The sequence below is a fragment of the Bacillus methanolicus genome (assembly GCF_028888695.1).
GTDB classification, from domain to species: Bacteria; Bacillota; Bacilli; order Bacillales; family Cytobacillaceae; genus Bacillus_Z; species Bacillus_Z methanolicus_B.
Window position 1 is genome coordinate 219,480 of record NZ_PNFF01000002.1, and the last position, 18,873, is coordinate 238,352.

The window sequence follows — 18,873 nt, forward strand, 5'->3', positions numbered from 1 at the left end:
TGATAAAATAATAGAAACGTTTGTTAGGAGGTAAACTAATTGGAAAAGCTGATTTTACAAACTCTTCAGCAAATTAATGAAAAACTTGATGATCAGTCTAAGAAGTTAGACGAGCATAGTGAAGTTTTGAAAGAACATAGTGTAATTTTGAAAGAGCACAGCGCTATTTTGAAAGAACATAGCGCAATTTTGAAAGAGCATAGTGCAATTTTGAAAGAACATGGAGAAACTTTGAAAGAACACGGTACAATTTTGAAAGAACATGGAGAAACTTTGAAAGAGCACGGTGCAATTTTGAAACAACATGGAGAAACTTTGAAAGAACACGGAAGTATTTTAAGGGATTTAAGGTCTGGACAAGTGGCTCTAAAGGCTGAAGCCAATGAATTAGTGCTTCAAAATACTAAAGATTTTGGCGAGATAAGAAATCAGATCAAAGATATCGAATTTAGTGTTGAAATCTTAAAAGAAGAAAGCTGGAAAAACAAAGTGGATATCCGCAGAATTCAAAAAACGATGGGGCTTGAATAGCTTAACACCATGAACATAATTAGAAAAATATCAAAAGGCAAAGTTCAATATTATCCAGATATCATTGCACTCAACCCCTTTACTTTTCCTTTATATATCAATCTCTCCTTTTATCTCCAAGTAAAATTTCAGTTTTTTATTTATCTTTTTCCCCGGTTATTCTTCAACTCTTTCGCTAGCTTTTGTGATAAAAAATATTCCATCCATAAGTGCACACATCTGGTTGCCCGATAACAAGACATATTGCCCTTCAAGGTTTTTACCTCAACACAAAAACGATCGGCATCCGGGTCTTTTCCCATTAAATTGTCGGTTTTTTACGATAAAATCCCCATAAGAAACGTAACGATTCCAAAGACATTTTTCTGTTTTCGCAAAGTTCTTTAATATATGAAAAAAGAGACAGCATGAGCTGCCCCTTTTAAAAACCAGTTTTCTACCTACATCTTTATCAAACTAAATTAGCTACTTTTCTTAAATTCTACTGTAAAGTCGTTTACTTGGAAGGATCTTCCTACTAAATCTCCTAATTTTACATCATCGAGAGCCTTTCCTAATTGATTATTAATCAATTGATTAAGTAAATTAGCAACTTCAGGAGACGCAGACTCAGCAAAAGAGATTAGGATTTGGGAGAAATCAACTTTTGTTTTTTGCTCTATATCCCCTATAGTAGTATCTGATTTGTTCTTATTAATAACTACTTCTATTGTATTATTACCCTTTTTTGTAATCGTTCCAAATTCATTAGTAAAAGTTGTTATTGCTTCTGCACTAGCTCCCAGATTTATTGTAATGGTAATTTCAGAACTTTGACCACCACCTGATCCTACTAAAACACCAGTAATTTTAATAGGATCTGTTAAGAATACAGCACGCAAATTTCCTAAACTGATTCCCGGGGTGCCAGTATCTAAATCGCCGAAAAGATCTTTTGTAGTTATCTTTGTCCCCGGCAGTTCGATTGGAGAACTAATCCAGTTAGAAGATCCTCTAGCTGTTAAAGAAGTCACTTTTACTTTTACGTTAGTACTTGGATTTGTCCCGATTTGAATTTCTGTTAAGACGTCATTGTTACTTTTCCCAGCCAGGTTAAATGTGTTGTTCTCAGCTGGAACGCTAACACCGCCAATTATGGCATTGACACTTGTCAAAGAAGGGATAACTACACTTGGTCCTCCTCCCCCTCCTCCTGGAACTGAAGGAGGTGTAGTTGGCGCCGGTGGTGTCACCACTTCTGGCTTATTTCCTTCAACTTTAATTCCCTCATCTGCCTTTTTAACTGTGCCTTTGTTGTCTACTTCTACTTTACCGGTAACAGATGGGGCTTTTTTGATTTCCTCTACAACTGCTCCTTTTGCGACAGCCACACTTGCTGCTGCATTCAATTTTATTTCTTTAACTTTAGCACCTTCAGATACTGCTATTTTTGCATTTTCTCCTGTTACATTTACGGATGTAGCTGAAAGATCTCCTTTTAATACGACACCTTGAGAATTAGCAGAACCTTTTGCTGCGATTGTAATTTTTTCAAATGATCCGACCGCTTTCGATTCTAGTGCTACACTTCCTTTCGTTCCTGCTTTTTCAGAAACAACAAGGCTTTTTACTTTTACGCCTTCTTGCGCTACAAGGTTAGAACCATTCGCATCATTGACTACCACACTATCGGCTTCTACACCTTTCAAATAAAGGCTGTGATCAGCAACATCCTCCACAATAATGCTTCCTAAAGTTCCGTTTACTTTGTTCACTTTGACATTTTCAAGATAAACAGTACCTGCTCCATCAAGTGAACCTTTTACTACAAGATTTCCGTTAATAGAGACATTTCTCAATTTCACATGTTGATTTTTTCCGGCAACGATATAAACCGTTTTGTCTAATGTCTCGCTACCCGATGCAGGACCGAATGTAGAAGGTGAAGCCGAATTGGTAGATTTAGCAATATATAAAACTCCAACTTTATTAAATTCTTTTTGAGTATTTTCCAGTTTTGACAAGGCGTTTTTAATAATGGCACTTGTTTCTTTTTGGCCTTTTTTAGCTGCTTCACTTACTAGAAAATCAACATTACTAAGATGCGTTGCAGCCAAATCCGTATTTTTTGCTTTCAATGCTTTTTCTGCACGGTCGATCTCAATTTTAATAGAAACAGGATATAATAATTGCTTCATTAGATTCTCAGCTGAATGTTTGTAGTAATGACGGAATTCGTTCCGTGTTGTGGTACCATACACCCGATCCAGCATAAAAGCATTTTTCTTAATTTCTCTTGAAAGCTCATGATACAGCTTTTCTGTTTGGTCATCGACGATATTCTTATCAAATCTGCTCTTTAATTCAGTATATTTCTTCTGGATTTTCAAACCGGAAGATACAGCATCAATATAGGCAGCCGCTCTGTTAACATAAGTTGTTACATTGGCATCAAGACGAGCTTGTAACACTTCTTTCTCTTTTCCCTTCAAGGCGGCAACAGATTTCTTAGCTTCGGCAAGAGCCTTCTTTGTGTCGTTGAACAACTTCATATTTGGATATCCAACGAGATTGTTCGGATACTTTGTTTTTCGATATTCAATCGAAACTTCCCATTTCAGTGCACCAGCAAGCTTTTCAGCTTTTACAACTGCTTTTTCTGCTTCTGAAACAGAGGCAGCATCTGCTGTGTTCGTGACCGCAAATACAGACGTTGCAACCGTCGCAGCTAAAACTGTTTTTCCTACTATGTATTTCTTTTTTTTCATAGATATACACGCCTCTCTTATATTTAATTTCCATTTCCTATGTCAGTTTTATGCCGTTTATACGAATTTGGAATAATAATCCATAAGAAAATAATAATTTAGATATTTCCTTAATTCAATAAAAATAGTTAAATTTACACAATTTTATCCAACTTTTTATGAAAATTGAATGAAAATTATGGTAATATTTTAGTACTTACTAAGGAATTGAAAGGGGAAACCTTAAGAAAATGAGAAGAGTTTGGAAAATTGCTATATCGATTGTCCTGATTATTGTACTTGGAGGTGCTGGAACAGCCTATTATTTTTTCAAAGTAAAAAAATACAATGTTGCTGATAAAAAAGTAGAGGAGATTACTACTTCTGAATACGATATCATCCTGCCAGGAGAAAATGGCAGTTCTGAAATTGAAGAAAAAATTGAAGAAGCTCAAAATAAAACAAATAATAATAAGTCTGAAATTGAAAAAAATATAAAAGCACAAAGCAAAACAAATAATAATGACAAAAGTCACACATCAACTATTGCACCAATTAATGATTCATCTCAGAGTTCTACTAATCACCAAAAAAATAATTCTAAGGAATTAAGTATAGAAGGAAATAAGACAGGAAATCAGCAAAAAGAGGTTACTGTGGCTAGTATTAAACAAAAATATCGTCCATCATTTGAGTACTTACAAATACAGGCAAATAATAAAATCGATTCCCTTGTAGCTCAAGCTTATACAGAATACCAAGAAAAAAAGAAAAATGGAGAATCTATATCTTTTCCCTATTTCTATCAGAAATACAGTTCTGCAAGTAGAGTATTAGAAAAGAATACAGATGCTGCGTTTAATACGATCCTTAATGCTTTACAGAATGAATTAAAAAAGAACGGATTTAGCGCTTCTCATGCGAATAGTTTTAAAGAAGAATACGAAAGTACCAAAAAAGCACGAGAAGCGGACCTAATAAACAAAGCGAAGGAAGCATTTTAAATCAAAAAGAATCCCCTCTAGATTTTAAGTATCTAAAGGGGATTCTTTTTCAATATAGGGAATTAAAATTTATAGCTTTTGATTAAGGTAGAATCCCTTTTGAAAAACTTGATTATTAAACTAAGAAGCTAATCAGGCATGAAAGAATTTTAAAAAAACAATTATGGAGGATCAATTTTCATGCTTTTAGTAAATTACTGCCTTACAAAAAGTGTAGTCTTTTTCTTATTTTCATTCACTTGAAGTTAATTGTATCTTCTTTTCACTTTTTACATAAACACCAAGACAATTTGAACTTTTTACTTTAATCCCATGTATTCTCATTCCGCAGTATTTAATCAAACGTTTGATTAATAAATTGAATTTCAAAAACCCAATCTTTTACACTTTCTACAAAAACTTATTTTTAGATGATATCGAAACACAGATTTTCAAAACTATCTTCCTCAAACTATTATTCACAAACCCTTTAAAGTACCAATAATTATTAATGTAATTAGGGAAATGTAACCGCCAAGTAGAAATGAACACTTTCTTACCTAAAAATGCTGAATAAGATTGAACACTTTTTTCCAGTAGAGACGTGCACTTTATTTGGAGAGGCGGGCATGATAGCCTTTGTCGGCTGAGCCAGATTCATTGATATATCAGGCTTCCTGGCTAATAATCTTGCCCGCAGAGGCTCCAAGTAAAGTGACAAAATGCCAGCACTAACTTCCAGTAAAGTGTTCACTACTAATTAGCAAAATGTGTTCAAAGTTATCAGGCGGTTACAGGAAAGAGCAGTAATGTAGATTTCTCATTAAATATCAAAGCTAAGTCCAATAAGGTAACTATATAAAATAAACGGCTAACTTAGAATAAACATCCTCCCACTGAAAAAGATTCAGCAGGAGGCTTTCCTGTTTATTTCGCGTTTCGGCTATGCCATTTCCAAGCGCTTGCAATTATTTCTTCAAGTGAATAATTCGCTTTCCAGCCAAGTTCTTCGTAAATTTTTTGCGATGAAGCGACAAGACGAGCAGGGTCACCCGGGCGGCGGTCGGTGTATTCGATCACGGCTTTACGGCCTGTAACTCTTTCGCACGTTTCAATCACTTCTTTAACGGAATAGCCTAAGCCGTTACCAAGATTGTAGACCGCGGTTTTCTTTTTACCGTCAAGCAGTGCTTCTATCGCAAGAATATGCGCTCGTGCAAGGTCGGTGACATGGATGTAGTCACGAATGCATGTGCCGTCCGGAGTATCGTAATTGGTCCCGAAGACAGAGATTTTCTCACGTTCTCCTAATAAATGTTGCAACACGATAGGGATTAAATGTGTCTCTGGGTTATGGTCTTCACCAATTTCCCCTGACTCATGCGCTCCAGCCGCGTTGAAATAACGAAGAACAACATAGTTAAGATCATAGCCACTGCAAAATCCTCTAAAATTTGTTCGATCATTAATTTTGAACGTCCATATGGATTAATTGGGTTTGTTGGACAATCTTCCGTAATCAATTCAACATTTGGAATCCCATACGTCGCCGCTGTTGATGAGAAAATAAAGTTTTTCACATTATATTTCAACATTGTTTCCAGTAATGTTATCGTCGCCGCCACATTGTTTTGATAATATTTCATCGGATCAACAACCGATTCACCAACTAAACTGTTTGCCGCAAAATGCATCACTGCTTTAATCGGGTATTTTTCAAAAATCGCTTCTAAATCGGCACGATTACCTAAGTCCCCTTGAAAAAAAACGGCACGTTCATCAACTAAATGACGATAACCGGTGGAAAGTTTATCGAGAACTATAACTTCTTCTTTTTCTACTAATTCCTTTACTAAATGGCTACCGATGTAGCCAGCACCGCCAATGACTAAAATCATACAAATCCTCCTAACCAGGGCCTTTAAGAAAACAAAACAAATGAATTAATTATATTGATAAACAATGTCATTTACTAATTCCATAACCGTATTTTCTAACTGTGCAAGTAATGTTTCGCTCTCTTCCAATGATGTTCCTTTCACGCCAAAGTAAAACTTCGCTTTCGGCTCTGTTCCAGATGGTCGTAAGCAGAACCACGAACTATTTGCGAGATGGTACTTTAGACGTTCGAACGAGGCAAATCAATCGTTGACTCTTCTCCGGTCGCAACCATCGTGCGTTTGCTTGTTAAATAGTCTTCAATCGCGACAACGGCAACGCCAGCGATTTCTTTAGGCGGTTCTTTGCGGAATGTCGCTAAAATGTTCGCTATTTGCTCTGCACCCTCTTTTCCTTTTAGCGTGACCGAACACAATGATTCTTTAAAATAACCATATTTCGCAAAAATCTCTAATAAACCTTCATACAATGTTTTTCCTTTTGACTTATAATATGCCGCGACCTCTGCCGCAAAAATAGCGGATTGGACCGCGTCTTTGTCTCGGACAAAGTCACCGATTAAATAGCCATAGCTTTCTTCATAACCAAATTGGAACGTGTATGCTTTCGTTAGTTCAAATTCGTTAATTTTCTCACCAATAAATTTAAAGCCTGTTAACGTATCAATCGTCGGCAATCCATAATGCTTTGAAATCGCGCGACCAATTTCTGACGTAACTATTGTTTTAACAACGACACCGTTTTCCGGCAATATGCCTTTCGCCTGCTTTTGTGATAATAAATATTCCAGCATCAACGCGCCCATTTGGTTGCCTGTTAAGACAACATATTGTCCTTCAAGGTTCTTCACCGCGACACCAAGACGGTCAGCATCCGGATCTGTCGCCATTAAAATGTCTGCTTCCATTTCTTCTCCATTTTTGATCGCCAATTCAAAAGCCGCATGTTCTTCCGGGTTTGGCGAAGCAACAGTGGAAAAGTACGGGTCAGGTAGCTCTTGTTACTTAACAACGGTGACGTTTTCAAAGCCAAATGCTTTTAAACCAGCGCGTACTAACTTATTGGCAGTGCCATGCAATGGAGAAAAGACAATTCTTAAATCCTTCGCCACTTTCGCAACCATCTCTGGAGCTAATTGAATTGTTTTTAATAGCTGAACATACGCTTCATCGATTCCTTCTCCGATATAAGTAAGCAAACCGTTTGCAAGAAGTTCTTGCTCGTTTGCCACTTCCACCGTCAATTCATTTTCGACTGCATTGACGTATTGAATAATCGTATCTGCCGCAGCTGGCGGGATTTGTCCACCTTCTTCTCCATACACTTTAAACCCGTTATACTCCGGCGGATTATGACTTGCAGTAATCACGACACCGGCAAACGCGCCTAAATGACGAACCGCAAACGACAGCTCTGGAGTTGGACGAAGCTCTTTAAATAAGTAAGCTTTGATCCCATGCTTTCCAACCGTCTTTGCCACTTCTAACGCAAACTCAGACGATTTATGACGGGAATCATAGGCAATCACGACACCGCGCTCTTTCGCTTTTTCGCCTTGCTCGACAATGTAACGCGCTAACCCTTCAGACGCTTTACGAATTGTATAAATGTTCATCCGATTCGTACCAGGACCAATCTCCCCGCGCATACCGCCTGTGCCAAAGTCTAAATTTTTATAAAAACTATCCTCAAGCACCTTTTCATTATTTTTCATATCGATTAATTGTTGTTTTAACTCTGCATCTAACGCTGGATATGAAAGCCATTTTTTATAGGTAGTTTGCTAGTTCATTTTTATCCTCCTCTAAAAAAATAAGACCGCTAAAGCATTGCTTTAGCGGCATGACATTACTTACTTATATGATAGCAATTCTCTTCTACTTCTTCCCATGTCATATAAATACGAATAATATCTTCCTCGATAAGCTCCGTTCCTGTTTGCACTTCAATAAATTCTAAATCCGTAGTTGCTTTAATCCCATGTTCTGCCCCAACAGGAATTTCAAGCACATCACCCGGCTTCACGCAGCGAATCTCGCCATTAAGAGCAAATTCTCCTTCTCCTTTAATTATGGTCCACACTTCACTGCGTTTATAGTGCATCTGATAACTTAAATTTTTCCCTGCTGTAACGCCGATTCGTTTTGTTAATACCTCTCTTCCATCTTCAAACTTTGTATAATCTAATACTCGATACCAACCCCAGCGACGTTCTTCATACATCGGACGTTGATCAAAGTCGTTCACGAGTTCTTTAATTCTTGGGCTTGCTGCTTTATCGGAAACTAAAATTCCGTCCGGACTCACGGCAACAATGGCATTCGATACTCCTAATACGGTAACAGGAATATCCAACTCATTAATTAAATGAGTATTTTCTGAAGCGGCAATAACACCTTTACCAATTTGGTTTGTTGCCATTTCCTCTGTTAACGTATTCCATGTTCCAAGGTCTTTCCAATAACCATCGTAAGGCAATACAACAATATGTTCTGTCTTTTCTACGACCTCATAGTCAAAGCTAATTTTCGGTAACTTATCATACTGCTTTAATAACTCATCATATTGAATTGGAAGTCCTTTTTCTTGCAGTAAGGAGATTATATTATCAAGCTTAAACGCAAACACGCCGCAATTCCAAAGAGCCCCTTGTTCAATTAATTCCGCTGCTTTTTCTTCGGTCGGCTTCTCTGTAAAATGACTTACCCTTAAATAATCGCTATCACTAGATTTGGAAGCTGGAACAATATAACCGTACTTCGCAGATGGGTACGTTGGCTCTACCCCGATTAACGCCAAATCGGCTCCACTCGCTAGTACAGTTTCCTCTAAATCTTTCACTCGATTAAAAAAGCGATCCTCTGCATAAGGATCAACAGGCAACACAGCAATGACTTCGTTTAAACTAATCCCTTGAATGCTATATAGATATACCGATGCTAAAGCAATCGCCGGAAAAGTATCACGGCGCTTCGGTTCAATAATAATCGGTACATCATGTCCTAATTGACTTTGAATCATATCGACTTGGGATTTGCTAGTAGCGATGACAGCAGAATTAGCTAGGCCGACATTTCCCAACTGCCCCCAGACTCGCTGAACCATTGATTGTAACTCGCCATTTTGATTTTCTAACACTTTTAAAAACTGCTTTGAACGAGCATCATTAGATAACGGCCAAAGGCGTTTGCCGGAGCCACCGGATAACAATACAAGTTTCATTGGAGACCTCCTAATTTTTATTTACATATTTTTGAGTTTATTATTCACATAGTCTTGAAACTCTTTCCTAAATCTTTCTGGTGAAAAACGCAACGCATTTTCACGACAATCTTGGTATTTAATATCACCTGAGATATTCTCAAATGACTTAATAGAATGAACTAGCGATTTTACTGTTTGTTCTTCAAAAAATAAACCTGTTGGATTCTCAGATTGTCCGTATCCTCGAACAGTTTCTAATGCCTCCCCTTTCCCAAAGGCAATAACTGGGGTACCACAAGATTGTGCCTCAACAGGTATAATCCCGAAGTCCTCCTCAGCAGCAAATACAAATGCTTTTGCCCGCTGCATATAATCTTTTAAAACTTCAAAAGGCTGATATCCAAGTAACTCTACATTAGAAGCAGCCTTTGCCTTAATTTTATTGAAATCTGGCCCATCACCAATAACAACTAACTTTTTATCCGGCATTTGTGAGAAAGCTTCAACGATTAAGTCAATTTTTTTATATGGAACCATTCGAGATGCTGTAAGATAAAAGTCTTCTTTTTTATCGTGGAAAATAAAAGCGGACACATCTACCGGTGGATAGATGACATCCGCTTCCCTTCGATATACTTTCCAAATTCTCCTAGCGATAAATTTTGAATTCGCTACAAAATAGTCGACACCATTTGCCGTACGATAATCCCAATTTCTTATGTAATGAAGGATTGTCTTCGCGATCCAGCCTTTTATTCCTCGGTCTAATCCCGCTTCTTTTAAATATTGATGCTGCAAATCCCATGCATAGCGGATTGGCGAATGAACATAAGAAATATGCAGTTGGTCAGGGCCTGTAATCACTCCCTTCGCAACTGCATGCGAACTTGAAATGACAATATCATACTTCGATACATCCAATTGCTCAATAGCTAACGGCATAAAAGGAAGATAGCTGCGATATTTTTTCCGAGCAAACGGCAACTTTTGAATAAAAGAGGTAGTAACCTGTTTATTTAAAATAAAATCTCTCTGATCTTCATCTATAAAGTCTACGAGGCTAAACAAATCAGCATCAGGATAAATCTTGAGTAATTGTTCCAATACTTTCTCCGCGCCTGCATAGGTGACTAGCCAGTCGTGAATGATTGCAACTTTCACTTTGCTAGCACCTCCCTCTATATACTTTAAAATTCTCCCGAATACTCACGTTTTCTCTAAATTTCATTAACACCTAATAGTTGATCCACCGAAAATCATGGTTATAAATTGAATTTATTTAAATTTCTTACAGATGGGGGGCCATCCTACCAACCAAACTGGTATTGTTTGGTAATAACAGTTATGACCGTGCGCAAAATCTCCACTCATCTCACGGTCGCTAACCCTCCCATGTATCACCGGATTGGGATCCATACATTCCTTCGTCCTGCGTATCCATGAGGTGGAGGTCGGATAAGCTCCTCAGCTGGGTCATAAGCCCGTATGGTAAAAATAAACTCCGACTCGGCACTATTGGTGTTTGTCTTTAGAAATACTTGAAGTATTCGATAGTAATTTGATTAACAAATTGGTTAATAAATCGGTTTAAGCAACTTGTAATGTAATTTGAGGCAAGCCTTGCAATAATTTTGAACCATCAAATTCACACTGTTTTTGACCAATGACAAATAAGACACGTAATAGCTTACAACACAAAGCGATGAGAGACTGTTGCTTTTTTAAAGGCCTTTCAGATCGTTTTGTATAGTATTGATGTAAAGCTTTAAAAGTTGGATTATGGGCAACGAGTGGCCGAATCGCTAGGTACAGAGCTTTACGCAGCCTGCTTCGTCCCCGTTTCGTTATTCTGGTTTGTCCTTTAAATTTTCCAGAACTATGCTCACGTAATGAAAGGCCTGCCAGATTAACTAATTGCTGAGGGTGACTGTACTTTGTGAGATCACCCACTTCAGCGAAGAATAGAGCGACTGTTGTAACACCTAACCCAGAAATATTCATCATTTGCTTAGCACCTGGGATCGTTTCTACAAGAGCTTCTAGCTCCTGATCCAACTCTTCCAACTGCGTTTGATAAAGCTCATATTGGTCAATCAGATATTCCATTTCACGTTTGGCAAACTGAATCCCGATTTGAATTCCAATGCTCTTTTTGGCCGTTTCCACTAGTTTCGTTGCTCGCTTCATTCCAACTCCTCGTTGTACAAATGGCTTCCACTTTGAGAGAATCTCTTCAGGTGTCATTTCTTTAATTTGAGAAGGAAATGGAAACAGTTTTAGCGTGCAAAGAGCTGCTTTTCCTTCCCAATCCCCGAAAACATCGAAAAACTCCGGAAAATAACGTTGAATCAAATTTTGAATACGTCCTTCTGTGATGGCAAGCTGTTGAGTGAGCTGATCTCTTATTTTGACGCCTTCTCTTAGTTCCGCGTAAATGCCGTCTAAGAGATTTGGTACGGAGTATCGGCCGTCTTTAATCAGCTGTGCAATCACTCTGGCGTCTTTTGTATCGTTTTTTGTTGGAGAGTTGTCATCAAGCTCTTTGCTTTTCTTTACATGCATCGGATTGACTAGCACAAAGTCATAGCCCTTTGCGGTAAGGAAATAAGCGAGATTTAACCAGTAGGGCCCGGTTGGTTCAACCCCAAAAATCACATGGTTCTTATCATTTTCTTTTTGGTGTCGATTCACCCAATCTAAAAGCATTTGGAAACCATGTATGCGATTTTCAAAGATCAAGCGTTTTCCAAATTCAATTCCTCGATCGTCTTGTGCCCGTGCCACGTGTTTGTCTTTGGCAATATCAATGCCGATTATTAATGTTGATGGTGTGATTTGCGAGATTTTTCGATTTTGAGTATAATTCATTATTGAGTCCTCCTTGGTAACTTATTAATTCGGGGTCAATGCATTGACACCCTGTACTATACCAAGAGGGCTCTTTTTGTTTCAAACCTCAAATTTCTTCATTACAGGAATGCTCCTCAATCACTTTGAGCGTTTCCTTCGCACATTTCTTCCACGAAAACATATTAGCTCTTTCTAGCCCTTTTCTCCGTAATTTCTCTTTTAATTTATCATCCGATAATAGTAATTTGATTTTTTCAGCAATATCCTCTGGACTATACGGATCAACATATAATGCTGCATCCCCACAAACTTCAGGCAAAGAAGCAACATTTGAAACAATTACAGGGCAACCACAGGCCATGGCTTCTAAAGGTGGGAGACCAAAGCCTTCGTATAAAGATGGATAAATAAATCCTATTGCTTCTTCATAAAGAGCTTTTAATTCTTCATCAGTAACATAACCTATATACTTCACACTGTTAGGCAACGAATCATTGAAAGAACTAAAGATTTTAGGATTTGTTCCTCCTGCAATAACAATATCTGTTCCAATATTACCTAGAGACTCAATAGCCTTAACTATCCCTTGAAAGTTTTTATTCGGATTTAGACTACTTACTGCTAAAATATATTTTTTAGGACTTATATTATGCTTTCGAAAAACATCTAAATCTGCGTCTGTTCGTTGAATATGTTCCCATCCTTCTGAAATAACTCTTATTTTATTCTGTTTTACCTTACAATAATGAACTAACTCTTTTTTCGAGAATTCAGAAACAGTGACAATCCTACAAGCAATAAGTGATAATATTTTGAATAAAAACTTATACCAATAAATAAATGTTTTTGTGAATCCTTCAGGTTTGGAGTAAACAGCAGCATCGTGAATAGTAACAATTTGTTTGTGTTTTAGTAAAGGACCTGTATTGCACAAATTAACTAGTAATCCTCCTCTAGAATAAAAAGGGAGCTCAAATTGCTCCCATAAATGTCCTTTCATTCTACCAACAGGAATAACTTTAATATTCTTCAAATTTATATCGTTAATTATATTTTGTGGAGCCATAATAACTAATTCAAATCTTAAACAGATATCATTTACTTCAATTAATTTATCCAATGCTTTAACAAATTCTAATGCAAATCTTTGAACACCGGTAATACGTTGAGTAAGAAACCGACCGTTTATAACAATTATTTCCATAATTTTATCCTCATCTCTTATTGTTTAAAAACAAATTTTATTTAAGCTATTTTTGAACACGTCTTCAAAAAAAGTGAAAAAATCTACCTTTTTCGAAATCTTAGACAATGAACGGTACCGTCAAGAATTTTGTGTAATGTAAGATAGATGGTCAAGTCCAAATTATTGTGTAAATTCCCCTCTGATAGAAAACATGGACCTGATGACTTGACGTATGGCAGGTAAACCCGGCAAGCCTCCCTGCCGGTCGCCTTCCCGGACAAACGATCATATTGTCAAGAAACAAGCGTGTCAAGGAGCTTTCTCGGTAGATCCTCGCTTCGCCCTGGTATTCCACGTTCTCCTTGACACGGCGAAGAGGTTATCTATCCTCTTCATCGACGGAGCATCCTGATCCGTCGATCGGGTTTCTTGCTCTTTCGTTTTCCCTATTGGAAATATTTGGGCATATCCGTGTATTTGGTCTCGACATCCATTTTTCATCGATTTCAATCAGCACGGCGTCCACGAGACGATACACCGATTCCCAGTTCGGAAAGATGCGGATCACCCGTTCTCTGCGGCGGATTTCTTCGTTCAGCCGTTCCATCCCATTGGTCGCGTGCAGACGACAATGGTAACGATCCGGATCGTCCAATACGGCATTGCGTCTTCAAATCCTTCTTCTCAAATCCTTCTTCGAGGATGTGCATGGCTTTTGGCGATTTTTCCTTCCAGTACTTGTTCCAACAGCAGCCGGGCCATCAGCACAAACGGATACATGTGCTCATGAAGAAACCGTTGATTCTAGTCTCGGATAATTGGATCAAGTTCCTTGCACAACAAGAAGACCGTGGATTTGGAAAACGATGTCCCACATAACTCCTCGGTGATTTGGGTCACTTTTCGAGTCGAATCCCCATTTACCGCTATTTCCATGAGTGCGAGTACAAGCTCTTGTTCACTTCGTTGGTATCGTTGAAACAGTTCCGTAGAGAACTCCCTATCACTTGTCCACGGAACACGCAAGGTCAACCGTCCCACCCGGGGTGTCAGCTGGCGTGGATATGATCCGTTTGATAGACTTTTCGTTCTTTCGTCCGCTCATAACGGCGTGCCTCCAGCTGTTCTTCCACTTGCACCTCAAAGATTTGATTGAGGACTTGTTTCAGCAGCTTGGCCAATCCCTGATCTCTCGTCAATAATCCGTACAAAAGTTCGCCATTTAGGGTAATATGGTATTAAGCCATGTTTGCGTTCCTCCATATGTTTGGTGGTTTTGATCCACTGTTTATTCTACCAAAGGGGAAGCAACATGGCCCTTTTTCCATTTCCTTTTTACACAATTATACAGACTCAACTCTATGATTAATGCGCTTTGTCAATATTACGTTATGATGATGAACCTTAACTTTCCTAATTAAAAGTGCTCGTATTAGAACAATTAAGATAAAGGGTAATAAAAAAATGGTTTGGCCAAAGTAATTAATTCTAGAAATGCTATATAACGCAGGTGATATTGTAACGAATATTAGAATATCTGTACTAATAATTGCCGATGAAGAACAAGCTTTTATATAATAATACTGACAAAAAAAACCAACCAAAAATCCTACCGCTATTCCTGCCCATCCGAAATCAAACCAAATTAATCCCAAAAAATTTACCGTTCCATGCCCTCTTGGTAAATGATTGAAGGAAAAAATATCCATAAAATTATTTATTCCAATTAATGATAAAACTCCTTTTAGTACAGGTGAAGAAGAAACTAATTGTAAAGAAGAATCATTTGCTAGAGCTATCATTGTGTTATTGACATCATTTGATATATATGCTATTGATATATACTCAATGATAGCTAGTAGAGTATCAGTGGAAAAAAGAGCAACTCCATTTCTCTGCGAGAAAATTATTCCATATCTAAAAAATTCCGCAAATATTACAATTAAAATCAATGTTAATAAAACAATTATTATACTACTTATTTTTATTTTCTTAGGTTTAAATAATGCGTGGCAACAACTTATCACTACTACATAATATATAAAAAACATTCGCCCAGCTAAGAATAAAGCGTGGAACAATGTAACTGCCCCTATAAATAAAATTACAAATATTGAAAAATATCTAATTTTATTTGAAGGTTCCTTGCTGAATAATAATAATGAAGAAATAGCAAGTGGAATAATAAAAATATTGTTTAATGAAGATAACCCTATTATCCTATTATTAATAACCTCTTTTGCATAAACTGATATACCCTCATTCAAAAGAGATTGAATATTTATACTTGAAATCAAATTTAAGGCACTCTTTAAATAAAAAAATTCACCAATTAAGAAAATAAAGAAACAAATTATATTTATAATTATATAAAAATTGGTATTAACTCTTGTTTTTATTTGAAATAAATTTTCTTTTTTTAATAGTATTTTTGCAAAGAAAAATCCAGTCACCATTGAAATCATTAATATTAAGAATCTAAAAATCGATAAAAAATTGTGCTCTTTTGGTTTTACTCCCTCTAAGTAAGAGTTATCAGGCATAAATATATACCAAATGAGGAACTGCATAACAAAAATCGTCGGTATCATGAAAAACGGATTAAAAATATCTATTGTTTTTATTTTCATTTATTATTACTCCTTTAAGAAAACAAAAGACTAATCTGTATCTTTATAGTTAAAATACACCTCTAACTAACAATCTAAAAATACATATTTTCCTTTTATTCTATTCCAATAGCATTACACATATCATGAACTAATTCTTCCCAAGTATTTACTACATTATTTTTTGGTTTGATATTTGTGTTTTTATATAATAGTGCTTTTTGAATAGCTTCAATCATTGTTCTTTTATCACCTGTAAAATAAAAAAAACCGTTTTCTCTTCTTGATTTGAGGAATTCAGGTGCAACATAAGGAATATTACAATATGAATACTGTAGTATCTTCAATGAATCTGTTAATGACTCTGCTCCCTTAAAATATGATCTATTTGCTAATCCTATATCGGCAAATTTGATATATTTCACTGTGTCTGTAAATGCCATTTCACCATAATATATTATATTCTCTCTCCGGATCTTTTTTTCAAGCGGACCAATAATGTGAAAATAAATTTGTGGAAATTCTTTTGATGCTATATCTAAAAACTCATAGTCAAAATGAGAATTTCCAACAAAAACAGCATTTATAGTCTTTGGTTTAAAAGGAGAAACTATTTTCTCATCATCAAAATATCTAGTATCGATACCGTGATATTGCAACTTTACTATTTCCTTTATTTTAAATTTATTATATATATATTCACATGGGACACTTACTAAATCAAATTTCGTATAATTTTCGTTTTCGAATGTTATTATATATGGGTGAACATTTAATAATTTCAAATCATCTGAAACTCTATAAATAAACTTCGCTTTAGAATTTAGATTCTTGAAGGTTTTAAATAAAAGTAAAGCAGGAGTGCTTTCAAAAATAAATAAATCTGTTTGTTTAACAATCTCTTTTAATTCATAATTAATTTTATTACCATAATATGAAAAAAGCTTACTAGTGCATTTATTCAAATAATTATTTCTTAAATTAGCTGGATGCCACATTGTAAAATACACATAGCTATAAAGATTTTCCTTGATTTGTACTAATTTATTTTTCTCTTTCTCAATATTAAATGCAAAACGATAATCACCTTTTAATTTAGACAAATAGCTTATTGAAGCTGTTAAAAAAACTACTTTCCACCCTTTTTTATAAAATTCATTAGCAATCCAGTGAAAACCTGCTTTTCTTTTAGATTCATAATAATGACCTGTTACTAACGTAACTGTTTTTTTGTCTTTCATAAGCTTTCACCTTTTATTATTTTTTAAGGATTCTCCCCTACTTTTCATAAATCACTTGTTCTCTGTTACATGTTCACAAATAGTAGCTTCGCTTTAAGAAGTATTGATAATTTTGCACATGTTAGCTACTTTCCAATGACACAACATTACCTGCATCACACAACTCTCTGTTCGTTGTGTCTATAATCTAGATCATTGGTGTTTTTTAACCGTTTCATCTTGCTTTCGCTCCTTTTTCTACCTATCCCTAGGAGCAGTATAACTGGCGTGGGAATCATTATTATGGGCGATAATGTTTCTTTTGGAATATATTATGACATTCATGGCATTACAGGATTAACATATAATTGTTTCTTTTAGAATTTTTCTTGTTTTTTAATACTTTATTAATTTCTTAGTAGTTGATTTTCTGGAACATCTCTCAATTTATTAGCTAGTACTCCCACAACTAGTTCCTCTTTCTCCACATCTTTCGTGACTACACTCCTGTCTGTCACAGTGCCATCCTCCTTGATTACCTTTCCAGTAAAGAATAGTCACGTTAGCACCTATACGTCCTCCTGTTTTCACAGTCACTCCCTTAAATTTTCCAAAACGCTCCTTACTACGCGCCATAGTTATTATTTGTCGTAACAACACAAGAAGCAATATATGCGTAATCACCCAACTCTGAATAATCCATAATATAACAGTTTGTTTCTAAATTACAGTATTTACCTACCTTACGATCATTTTCAATGGCCACGCCTCGACCAACAATGGTTCTTTTCTCCAATAATTACCCTTTCATGAATCGCGGCTAAATCAGCAATAAACACTTCATCACCAATTTCGGTATTTGCATAAATAATGGCCGAAGTCCCAATTGTTACTCCCGAACCAATGACAGTTGGCGGAAGTTGTTTCGTTTCCGGTAAAATCGTGCTTTTGCACATGTTGGTTGTTTGCCAATTACAACATTGTCTTGAATAATGACATATCGCCTTTTTTTGTCCCTTCATAAATAACCACATTATTTCCATTGATTACATTTTTACCAAAAGAAACGTTTTCCTCATCACGACATTTTGGCCTTTGATCACAATTAGACATGTTGTCACTCCTTAAACTATAGCCGCCTATAAACAAACTACTATAGGCTTGTTTTTGGAAAGAAAATTCACGATGATGTTCACAATTTTTTTCGGATGCCTTTCCATCCCCATACAAAGGAATGGAAAAATCAGTCGGCTAAAATTGTTGAATTACCTCAGCCCAATCTTCTTCAAGCAGGTTGACTAAACGATTGCACCCAACTTCTACTGTTTCTACCCATTCCATTTCAGTTCTCAAAGTGAGGCAAGGAACTTTTGCAAAATAAGCCTCCTTCTGTACCCCTCCGAAATCTGTTACAATCGTTTTTGCATGTTTTTCTAATAAAAGCATCTCTAAATACGAAACAGGCTCAACAATTTTTATATGATCCGCTTTTTGTACAATTTCGGTTAAACCATATTCCTCTAACTTATGTTTTGTACGTGGATGGAGCGGAAGAAACACTATGTCCCCCAATTCAGCGAACGAGTTGAAAATCGCAAGAAGATGCTCTCTTGAATCCGTATTTTCAGCCCGATGAATCGTCGCAAGCAAATATTTTTTCGGCTC

The 18,873-nt window shown here is 36.3% G+C and carries 11 protein-coding genes and 3 pseudogenes; 2 read left to right on the forward strand and 12 right to left on the reverse strand.

Translation table 11 applies throughout. The features are described 5' to 3' along the window. Window positions 1–39 precede the first annotated feature (39 nt). Window positions 40–531 carry a hypothetical protein gene (locus C0966_RS12760; protein WP_274856097.1) on the forward strand — a complete coding sequence of 164 codons (492 nt, stop codon included), beginning with the start codon at window positions 40–42 and terminating at the stop codon, window positions 529–531. A 461-nt stretch (window positions 532–992) separates the two neighbouring features. Here C0966_RS12760 and C0966_RS12765 read toward each other — a convergent pair whose 3' ends face one another. Beyond that, entirely contained in the window at window positions 993–3,278 is a 2,286-nt protein-coding gene (locus C0966_RS12765; RefSeq protein WP_274856098.1) for a hypothetical protein, read from the reverse strand. A gap of 230 nt (window positions 3,279–3,508) precedes the next feature. On the opposite strand from C0966_RS12765, the gene C0966_RS12770 reads away from it, so the two are divergent. Continuing rightward, window positions 3,509–4,261, forward strand: coding sequence for a hypothetical protein (locus C0966_RS12770; RefSeq protein ID WP_274856099.1), 753 nt, complete (start codon window positions 3,509–3,511; stop codon window positions 4,259–4,261). A gap of 906 nt (window positions 4,262–5,167) precedes the next feature. On the opposite strand, the pseudogene galE reads toward C0966_RS12770, so the two are convergent. The 11 genes and pseudogenes from galE to C0966_RS12825 all read right to left on the reverse strand — a co-directional run bounded on the left by galE (window position 5,168) and on the right by C0966_RS12825 (window position 18,858). Then, window positions 5,168–6,138 (reverse strand): annotated as a pseudogene (galE, locus tag C0966_RS12775) (UDP-glucose 4-epimerase GalE). Between the two features lie 45 nt (window positions 6,139–6,183). Continuing rightward, window positions 6,184–7,859 (reverse strand): annotated as a pseudogene (locus tag C0966_RS12780) (phospho-sugar mutase). Between the two features lie 128 nt (window positions 7,860–7,987). Then, window positions 7,988–9,361, reverse strand: a complete 1,374-nt coding sequence (locus tag C0966_RS12785) for a sugar phosphate nucleotidyltransferase (protein ID WP_274856100.1) — start codon at window positions 9,359–9,361, stop codon at window positions 7,988–7,990. Between the two features lie 21 nt (window positions 9,362–9,382). After that, window positions 9,383–10,504, reverse strand: coding sequence for a glycosyltransferase family 4 protein (locus C0966_RS12790; RefSeq protein ID WP_274856101.1), 1,122 nt, complete (start codon window positions 10,502–10,504; stop codon window positions 9,383–9,385). A 426-nt stretch (window positions 10,505–10,930) separates the two neighbouring features. Next, on the reverse strand, window positions 10,931–12,211 hold the full coding sequence (locus C0966_RS12795; protein WP_274854009.1) for an IS110 family transposase: 1,281 nt from the start codon (window positions 12,209–12,211) through the stop codon (window positions 10,931–10,933). 88 nt (window positions 12,212–12,299) lie between these two features. After that, window positions 12,300–13,397: a glycosyltransferase family 4 protein gene (locus tag C0966_RS12800; RefSeq protein WP_274856103.1), complete on the reverse strand. Its 1,098-nt coding sequence runs from the start codon at window positions 13,395–13,397 to the stop codon at window positions 12,300–12,302. Window positions 13,398–13,828: 431 nt separating this feature from the next. Next, window positions 13,829–14,611: pseudogene (locus C0966_RS12805) on the reverse strand (transposase); the annotation flags it as partial. 111 nt (window positions 14,612–14,722) lie between these two features. Then, complete coding sequence (locus tag C0966_RS12810) at window positions 14,723–16,009, reverse strand: O-antigen polymerase (RefSeq protein WP_274856104.1); 1,287 nt, start codon at window positions 16,007–16,009, stop codon at window positions 14,723–14,725. A gap of 95 nt (window positions 16,010–16,104) precedes the next feature. After that, window positions 16,105–17,229, reverse strand: coding sequence for a hypothetical protein (locus C0966_RS12815; protein ID WP_274856105.1), 1,125 nt, complete (start codon window positions 17,227–17,229; stop codon window positions 16,105–16,107). 734 nt (window positions 17,230–17,963) lie between these two features. Beyond that, on the reverse strand, window positions 17,964–18,230 hold the full coding sequence (locus C0966_RS12820) for a hypothetical protein (protein ID WP_274856106.1): 267 nt from the start codon (window positions 18,228–18,230) through the stop codon (window positions 17,964–17,966). A gap of 229 nt (window positions 18,231–18,459) precedes the next feature. Continuing rightward, complete coding sequence (locus C0966_RS12825) at window positions 18,460–18,858, reverse strand: UDP-N-acetylglucosamine 2-epimerase (protein ID WP_274856107.1); 399 nt, start codon at window positions 18,856–18,858, stop codon at window positions 18,460–18,462. Between the last annotated feature and the right edge of the window lie 15 nt (window positions 18,859–18,873).